Source organism: Proteus sp. G4380, assembly GCF_963885725.1.
GTDB lineage: Bacteria > Pseudomonadota > Gammaproteobacteria > Enterobacterales > Enterobacteriaceae > Proteus > Proteus mirabilis.
The window spans coordinates 1-2,168 of the sequence record NZ_CAWPAV010000132.1; the positions used below are offsets into that span (position 1 = coordinate 1).

Annotated in this window: 2 protein-coding genes; both read right to left on the reverse strand. The window is 34.3% G+C overall.

From position 1 onward, the window contains the following. On the reverse strand, positions 1 to 861 hold an 861-nt coding region (locus AACU98_RS12035), incomplete at its 3' end, for a tetratricopeptide repeat protein (protein ID WP_442958956.1). Positions 862 to 1,035: 174 nt separating this feature from the next. Further along, entirely contained in the window at positions 1,036 to 1,848 is an 813-nt protein-coding gene (locus AACU98_RS12040; RefSeq protein ID WP_161734774.1) for a Slam-dependent surface lipoprotein, read from the reverse strand. Positions 1,849 to 2,168: the final 320 nt, after the last annotated feature.

Below are 2,168 nucleotides of genomic sequence, written 5' to 3' on the forward strand. Positions count from 1 at the left end.
TAGCCCGGTATATACCCCAATAGATTGATACTCAAACGCCTTTTTAGGTGATTTTATTTCATAATAGGGGGATAAAGTCCACCGATAATCCTTTTTTTGGTACTGATAACTTAATTGAGTATATAAATGTGTAAAATTAGCTTGTTTATATGCAAAATAATCACGGTAGCGTGCTGAAAAATAGCCTGATAGGGTATTATTAGCGTAAATAAAAGTGGGCTGATAGAAAGAAAAAAGATGACTAACCCCCATCGATGCTATAGGTTGAGCGCCTTTTCTGGTCATGATGACTTGCGTTGATTGCGAAACAATTTGCTCATCAAGATAAGGTGCATGATTAATATTATCATCATAAAAAAAACTGATTTGATAAAAACGCCTAGCTTTAAAATAATCGTTAAGCTGTTTCTGATAATAGATAATTGCTTGATTAATGGTAGGTGATAATCCCGATAAACGACTTAATTGATTTAGCTGGTATTGTGCTTTTTTATATTCTCCTTGAGAAAAGTAGAGCTGAATTAGACCTGTTTGTGCCGGAATAAAATCTGCTTGCTGCTTAAGTTGCTGCTGATAATAAAATTCAGCTTGTAAGAAATTACCATTCTTCTGTGCTAATAGCGCTTGAGCATAATAGACTAATAAAGTTTCGTGTAATGGTAATTGCTGATAATTAACTAATAGTTTTTCCGCTTGATACCACTGCTGTTGCTGTAAATGGTGATACAGTTGTTGACCTAATTGAGCGACCTTCTCTTTATTAAGCTGCTCTTGATTAGGTTGTGTTGCCACCCCCTGTGACGAATGAAATAAGATATTAATAATAAATAATGACTTTATTAGCCTTTGATAATAACGCATGGTTTATCCTTATAATAACAATAGATCTATTCCTTACAATCCGTTTTTTAAGGCAAAAAAAAACAGATAACCGTATATTTGATTATCTGTTGCTAAAAACTAGCTTAATGACCACTAATACCACGTATGTAAAAGGACTAAATTGTTTTTAAGCTCCGAACTTAAAACCTAACGTTAAGAGGCTTCTGCACTATCTGTTACGCTATCTGTTGCAGTATCTACTTCAGCACTATTTTTGCTTCCTCCAAAACCAATATCTTTAGTATGATCGGTGTGGAAGACGACAATACCAGCCAATGTTTCAGCATTTTCACCAAAGAACGCCCCTTCAACAATACCGGAAGTGGTATCTTCTTTTGCATCTGCAGAGAAGGTTACTTGGTTATTTGCGGTATAAATATTGCCACGTTCTAACTCGACAGTACGTAGGTTATTAGCCAGTGAGCCACCAATTGTCTTTTGTGAAAAATCAACATCAAAAGTACCAGACAGTAAATTATCACCACTATATTGACTGATACCTGTTACGGTATAAGTTGCACTGTCTGTCGGTAGCGTACTAGTAACATCTTTACCTACATAATAAGACTGATGAGTGATATCTGTAACAGAGGCTGTTTTTGCCCAAGTACCAAAATAGACATTGGCATCAGTCACCTGTGAAAAATGAAATACCCCCATATTACTATGGCTAGCTGGTGTATTTTCATTGGGTTGTATTGTATAAACACCATGGCTATCCGCCCCACCACTCATATTATTTGGTGTTAATGACGCAAAACCAATTTTTTTCCCTCCATATAGATTAGAAATACCAACACCCGGCTCCCCACCTGCTGATTGATGAGGGCCATGAGTCACGGGATCACTCGCCCCCACACTCATGGTGGTTAAAGGGCCACTTTGATTAGAATGGATTTCTGCTTGTGCCATACTTATGCTAGATAAAACAAATAGAGTACCCGTAAAAATGTTTATTTTTTTCATAATAACTTCCTTATTATTTATTACATAAGATCATAATTTATTATCACTAATAAATTATCCATGAGAGAGATATTTTAATTCTCTCTTTCTTACTCAATATTAAAACAAGGCAAGTACCTTTCTTGAGTTGACTGCCCTTTGATATTAAACATTCTTATTTTATTGTAAATAGATCTTTTAAAGCACGCTAATTCCCATTAAATACATTTAACAAAACAAAAATCATTTAACTTAATGTTTTAAATTATTTTTTATCATAAAGCTTAAATAAAACCTTTATAAACTTATGTTTATTTTTTGTGAGAGTGATCTCAGTTGAT